The organism is Nostoc mirabile CHAB5784 (assembly GCF_020829645.1).
GTDB lineage: Bacteria > Cyanobacteriota > Cyanobacteriia > Cyanobacteriales > Nostocaceae > Nostoc > Nostoc mirabile.
This window is the reverse complement of the sequence record NZ_JAIVFS010000216.1, coordinates 1-5,886: the sequence shown is the minus strand read 5'-3', so window position 1 is coordinate 5,886 and position 5,886 is coordinate 1. Positions and strand designations below refer to the sequence as shown.

At 44.7% G+C, this 5,886-nt stretch carries 9 protein-coding genes; 1 reads left to right on the top strand and 8 read right to left on the bottom strand.

Features of this window, described 5'->3' with window-relative positions:
* Positions 1–533: 533 nt before the first annotated feature.
* Together LC653_RS44360 and LC653_RS44355 are read right to left on the bottom strand one after the other, a co-directional pair.
* On the bottom strand, positions 534–977 hold the full coding sequence (locus LC653_RS44360) for a hypothetical protein (protein ID WP_308189258.1): 444 nt from the start codon (positions 975–977) through the stop codon (positions 534–536).
* Between the two features lie 265 nt (positions 978–1,242).
* Positions 1,243–1,839 carry an alpha-ketoglutarate-dependent dioxygenase AlkB family protein gene (locus LC653_RS44355; RefSeq protein WP_229501607.1) on the bottom strand — a complete coding sequence of 199 codons (597 nt, stop codon included), beginning with the start codon at positions 1,837–1,839 and terminating at the stop codon, positions 1,243–1,245.
* 30 nt (positions 1,840–1,869) lie between these two features.
* Between LC653_RS44355 and LC653_RS48185 the strand changes: the two genes are divergently transcribed.
* The gene (locus tag LC653_RS48185; RefSeq protein WP_229501606.1) at positions 1,870–2,565 is read left to right on the top strand and encodes a hypothetical protein; all 696 of its coding nucleotides are present in this window, start codon (positions 1,870–1,872) and stop codon (positions 2,563–2,565) included.
* An 81-nt stretch (positions 2,566–2,646) separates the two neighbouring features.
* Here the strand turns inward: LC653_RS48185 and LC653_RS44345 are convergent, their stop codons facing one another.
* From LC653_RS44345 to LC653_RS44320, 6 genes are all read right to left on the bottom strand, one after another.
* Entirely contained in the window at positions 2,647–2,856 is a 210-nt protein-coding gene (locus LC653_RS44345; protein WP_229501605.1) for a hypothetical protein, read from the bottom strand.
* A gap of 89 nt (positions 2,857–2,945) precedes the next feature.
* Positions 2,946–3,776: a hypothetical protein gene (locus LC653_RS44340; RefSeq protein ID WP_229501604.1), complete on the bottom strand. Its 831-nt coding sequence runs from the start codon at positions 3,774–3,776 to the stop codon at positions 2,946–2,948.
* A gap of 138 nt (positions 3,777–3,914) precedes the next feature.
* Positions 3,915–4,292 carry a hypothetical protein gene (locus LC653_RS44335; protein WP_229501603.1) on the bottom strand — a complete coding sequence of 126 codons (378 nt, stop codon included), beginning with the start codon at positions 4,290–4,292 and terminating at the stop codon, positions 3,915–3,917.
* Between the two features lie 25 nt (positions 4,293–4,317).
* Positions 4,318–4,518 (bottom strand): hypothetical protein, encoded by a 201-nt coding sequence (locus LC653_RS44330; RefSeq protein WP_229501602.1) that lies wholly within the window; start codon positions 4,516–4,518, stop codon positions 4,318–4,320.
* Positions 4,511–4,837 (bottom strand): hypothetical protein, encoded by a 327-nt coding sequence (locus tag LC653_RS44325; RefSeq protein WP_229501601.1) that lies wholly within the window; start codon positions 4,835–4,837, stop codon positions 4,511–4,513. The genes LC653_RS44330 and LC653_RS44325 overlap by 8 nt, the downstream gene beginning before the upstream one ends.
* 79 nt (positions 4,838–4,916) lie before the next feature.
* Positions 4,917–5,642, bottom strand: coding sequence for a hypothetical protein (locus tag LC653_RS44320; RefSeq protein WP_229501600.1), 726 nt, complete (start codon positions 5,640–5,642; stop codon positions 4,917–4,919).
* Between the last annotated feature and the right edge of the window lie 244 nt (positions 5,643–5,886).

The following is a 5,886-nucleotide window of genomic DNA, read 5'->3' as shown; positions in this document are numbered from 1 at the left end:
GAAGAACTTCGCGATCGCCTAAACGAGCTTTTCAGTACAATCACATCGGAACGTGTTATATCTTTAACTTCTTATGATTTTATTCTCGAAGCTCTTTTCTATGCAGCTTCAATGTAAATTGATATTACTTCGTTCCAAATGACAATACTATGAACCTTTAGAGTGTTGCTATATGCCGGGTTTGTTGGGGGTGCATACTGGTCAGAATACGAACTGCCAGCCCCATTATCCTTTTGCCATATTTCGGCTCATAGCGTTATTCAGCCTGATTACGCTACTTTTCATTAACGACACTTCAATCACAACTTCAACTCACGTTTACTCATGGGTTCTTTGCTCGGTGGACACCAGTTTAGGGCTACCAGTGGAGCCACCTTTCATCCCCGCGTCAGGTTTTGATGGCTAGTCGCTTTCCCTGGGGGAAGTGCTTTCACTCTTGCACTTAGAGGGTAGGATTCTCATCTACATTGTCATTTAGTTGTCATGATTCATTTTCTGAATCAAGCTAACCGTCCCTGAGTATTTCTACTCATTTAGGCTAAACGAGCCGCACCGTACTTGATGAACTTGTGAATCTTTTGGCGGTCACGTCTGGGAAAGTCTGGTTTGAAACAGCCCCACATCATCAGGACGTAGTTGTTGAGCGGGTCAACGCCACTGCACCACCAGCCGCCTAGCTCAATGTGCTGGTATTTTTTCAAATCGCGATCGCGCAGTCGTCCATCGTTGCGGCGGGAGATTTTGGGACTGTAGAGCAGATATTCGTAGGGTGTTGTGCTGTAGAGCGAACGCCCATTCAGGTGAAAAATTTCTTCGTCAACCCCACTGTTGAGCCATTCCTGTAGATGTTTAGCTTGAGAATCGGTTTCATAGAAAGCGGCGGGAAACTCCATCCCCTCGTGGGTGGAGAGGGATAGCCGCCCCGCCGCTTTGGGCATTGGGCATTGGGCATTGGTAACTTCTTCCCCATGCCCCATGCCCGATTCCCCATGCCCAAAAACTCCACGCCACTTGCGGGATGGAGTTTTTTATTTATACGAAGCATGATGTATTTCCTCTATTTTTTGACGCATGGTGCAGGATGCGGCATTGCACCCATGCCGCCGGTTCAATTTTTTGCAATACTTTTGCTGGCTATGAAGTCATCAACACGCCAGCATTGCTCTGGGAAAAGGTTTTTGGGGTTGGGTTAAAGGAGTGAGAACAATTCCTTTCCCCTTTGCCCTTTCCCCCTTACCCTTCTCATCTCCCGCCTACGTGTGGTCGAAACGTGAGATTAATACGTGTACTAACGACTTTGTTGGTTTTCGGAACCTGGTGCAGATGAGTGGACTGGCAGCCGGAGTGCATCACGAGCAAGCTGCCGTGTTCCAGCCAGAAGTCCGTTGGTCGTCCGCCGATTGGTTTTATCTGGAATTTGCGAACACCACCGAGACTAAGGGAAGCGATCGCAGGGTTAGACCCCATCGATGGTTCGTTGTCAGCGTGCCACCCGATTGAATCCATACCTGTTCGGTACTGATTACCAATGACGATACGGAATTTGTAACCAGTCAACGCAGTGATCTGATCGCGCAAGCTAGACAGAGCCTCTGTCCACCATAGTGGTTTCAAAAACACGCTATTCGAGTAAAGGTAATCACATCCGGCATCACCATAAATGCACTCAAGGCGGGGGACGGGCATTGTTTTACCCGCGATTCTGATTTGGTTCTGCTGCCATTGCAGTTTCAGACAGTGTTGGTAGAGGGAGTTAGCTTGTTCAAGACTTAAGAAATCGGGGTAGTAAGTGATAGGTAAAACTGGGGTTGATTCAGTGAATAAATTGAGTTGTTGCATGGTAGTTTTCTCCAACTAAAGAATGTGTAAATGAAGGAATTGCTGTTAGTTTTGGTTGATGGAGAAGACTTCATGTTTGTTGAGATACTTGCTCCCAATACTCAGTGGTTAACAGCCCGTGCAGACATTCCCACTACCTCACCGATTTGTGTTGGATTGAGAAATGCGTCCTCTGCGGTATTAGTGGAAGCGATCGCAGTTTTTAAATCATCTGCTGCTGGCTTAAGTGCGGGGTTGACTTTGGTGGCAGCATTAACTGCTAACTGGGCAGTGAGAGATTTTTCTAATCCAGCAAATTCCCCCAACATCATTGCCAACTGTGCGGCTTCGTGGGATGGGGCTAATGTATGTGGTGGTTCTTGCTGTTTTACTGGCTCTACTTGGGTTGAGAGCATCACTTTCATTAAAGTTCTGTTAGCCCAGATGCGGAATTCGACAGAAACCCACCGAAGCTGCCGAAACAATTCCCCATTCAACATCAAACCCCAACGAGGTAAACTGCCACAGTACGGCACAGAAAAATTGACTTCCCTCAGCAGTGATGAGTCCGGGAACGTTCTCCACAATTGCCCATTTTGGTCGAATATTGCAAATGATTCTAAAGAATTCCCCGAACAAGTTGCGGGAGTCTTGGGATGCAAGGCGTTTTCCGGCGAGGCTGAAGGGAGGGCAGGGCAGTCCGGCGATGATATCCTCGTCTTTTTAAGCTTGAGGATATTTGTTTGACTGTATAGACTTCGGCTTTTTCTTCAATAATTGCGATTTCTTCATCAGTCCATTTTGTGTTCATCTGATTACCTCCCTTATTTATGCAGATTTAGCATCAGACTGTTCTTGGACAATTCGAGCGCTGATAGATTCAAAGCCAACTTGAAAGATGTTCACCTCAGTCTGCATTCCTCCAGTGTTATAGCGGTCTACTATGTGCTGCTTGATTGCGGATTTATTTAGCCCATCAGGAATATCGATGTGAGCTTCACTTGTGATTTTTTCAACTACTGTGACAATGACTTTCATGGGTAATTCCTCTAAATTAAGAATTCAGGAGTCAGGAGTCAGAAGCCAGAATAATTCTGAATCCTGACTTCTGACTTCTGGCTTCTGATTTACACTGCCCCAGTCTTTACTGTTTGCACCTGTTGCATCCACGTTTTGATTGCCGTTAATTCATCAGTACCGCTAACAACAGCATCAACAACTTGGTTTTGATACAAAGATTCAGCATGATTGGGATAGTCACACTTGTCTGCTGCCCAAGCCAAACACATAGTCTTCAACAGTTCGTTGACTTTGCTAATATGCAATTGGCTGGGGCTATTAGTGTCTTGAAATTGCAACCACTCTCTGACTAGATCAAGGGGATAATCAAGCAAGGTACGAATATTTTTAACTCGTAGGTCTTGGGGATGTACTGGTTGAGGAACTACGCTAAGTTTTGGTGTGGCTGGAGTAGTTGAGGAATTGCCACCTAAACAGGTTTGAATATCATGAATGATTGTTGCCCAGTCTGCATCTTTATCCCACTCTCTACGAATTCGGACTTTAGTTACTGCATCATAAAGCTGACAAAATACTACGTTCTCTTCCCCAGCAGTCACAGCAATAATTAGGGGTTTCTCAAAATCTTGAACACTTGATGCAGCTAAAAGAAAGCTTTTGGCGAAGTTAGTTTCTATGCCAGTTCTGACAATATAAACCTCATCTGCTCTCACAACGATGTCTAACTTAATGTTGTCCTTGCCTTTAAACTCTTTCGTTGTTAATCTCAGTTCTGATATGTAACCAGTCAATCCTTTTTTTAGAACAGGAATCGTTTTATCCTTATCGATGTTGTAGTGATACCAGAGATAGGATTCACCACTTAACTCGGCGTTTTTGACGTAGAGATAAATCGGTTCAGGAGGGTTGCATAAACCTAGTTTGATTTCAGCAGTCATGTTTCACCTCAATTAAAGTTTCATTGATTGGTGTTCTGTGTGCAATAATGGAAATTCTGTAGCGGGAGAAGAACTTCCGTGCGTTCATCTGAAGTAATGGCATTCCTTTAGATGAACGCTTTTGTATTAGACAGAAAGTTATCGATTCCGCTCTAACTCCCATTGCAGATAGGTGAGTGCAGTTTGAGCATCAGCAATGTTTAAATCTGGGCTATATCCCAAGTCCAGCAGTTGTTTGTAGTCTGGGTGCGTAGCAATAAGGGATATTAGGTTTTGGGCTTGTTCAAGTAATTGGTGGAGATGCGGATTAGACATTTCAATGCCAAGCCGTGAACATAAATCCTCAGCTTTAACTCCCATGACTCCTGGCTCAATCTCCGTCTCTAACTCTTCAAGTAGTGATTGAAAATCAGGGTGTTCATCATTGATTTCAACCTCAAATAAATCTGCGCTCTTTGTAACGATAGTTGCCCAATTGGGTAAAGTCTGTGGAATGGTCTTCGCGTAAAGTTTCATGATTGTGTCCTCTGGGATTAATAACCTAAAAATCCTCGGCAATCTCCAACAAAAAGCCGCGTCTCGTGTTCTGTACTTGCACCAGTTCTTTATCCAGCAGAGTTTGAATGACCTTGGCGGAGAATTGGAATTGCAGACGATGCAATGGAACACAACCGCCACAAAGCTGAAGTAAACGCATCAAATGCTTGGCTCTACCCTCGAAGTTGTCTGTAGAATTAGCCATTAGTGCTACCTCCAGTCATTGCGGCTAACTGTTGTTGCAGAATTGCTATTTGACTTTGGTAAAACTCAATATCTGCGCGTATCTGCGAGAGTAGTTCTTCAAGGGAAAGTGGTTTAATTTGATCTTCCTGAAAGTGGAATAGTTCGTCAGAGTTTTTATTAGGCATCAGGGCATAACGCCAACCTTCACCAAATTGTTCAGCCAATTCAGTACCATTTGGGTAGTATTGAAGCCCCAGAATGATGCCGTCTTTAGTACGCTGATCCAAAGCAAAGCGAGGGTAGTCCCAGTGTTGGGGGATTGATATTGTAGGTTGCATTTTGATTAGTGAATAGTTGAGAATGTGGGTAGAGGCGATCGCGGATTGTTATGAAAGTGCGATCGCCGTGTTGTAGGAATTACGCCGCTACTAATTCCAAGTGCGGCTCATATTTCCGCAACCGTTCCCACTCTTCGGCGGTCAGTTCGTCAAATGGGCGATCCAGCAATTGCTCACAGTCGGACACTTCTGCATTCAGCAACTGCTGTAGTTCACCAGTAGTTAGTTGCTCCAATGGGCGATATTGCAAGTATTCCTGAGATGGTTCAGCCTGGAGTACGACATCCACCATCGACAGCCACCACACGGCTTCCATTGCCGAATCACAGGATATGCGCTGCTGGGTGTCGTCAGTGGCGCGTGTGAACCACCAGTTACCGTTAGTCAGCCCCACTTCGCCCAGTTTCATGTCGTTGTGGTAAATTCCATCTTTGAGAATTTCAAACCCGTATTTCTCACATTCCGCGAAAATCTGCGCCATGATTTCGTTGCCAGTGGTGCAAACTTCTTCTGGTAATTGCTCTTGTACTGGTAGCGTACCTTGCTGGTATTGTTGCTTGATGTAGCTGTGGCATCTGGCTGCTGAGAGATCGCGGAAAATCTCAACGTTGTTTACCAATACTCGCCAGTACAGGTTCTCGTAATTGTCGTGGTCGTAGCTAATGCTGGCTACCAGTTCCTCACCCACAAACGCTTCCTGGTCATAAAAGGAGATTTCCAGAATTGTTGGGGCTTCAGCCTGCGGCAATTCGCAATTCGCAGTTCGCAATTCGCAATTATTTATGTCATGAGGTGATTGATGCATCAAAGACCCAAACTCTTGACTTTTAGTTAGGGACTTCCAGAGAATAAAATATACAGCCAATAAAAATGATAATCATTTTCATAGAAGAGAGGGGTTGCCGACGGCAACCCCTCTCTTCCCCAATAAATATGCAAGACAAATGTCTGCACAAAGATAGTTCTTAAATGCAGTGAACAGAATTGACATCGATTATTTTGGCGCTTTTAACCTTTTGAAAATTACGTTACTCCACAACAAATATCAA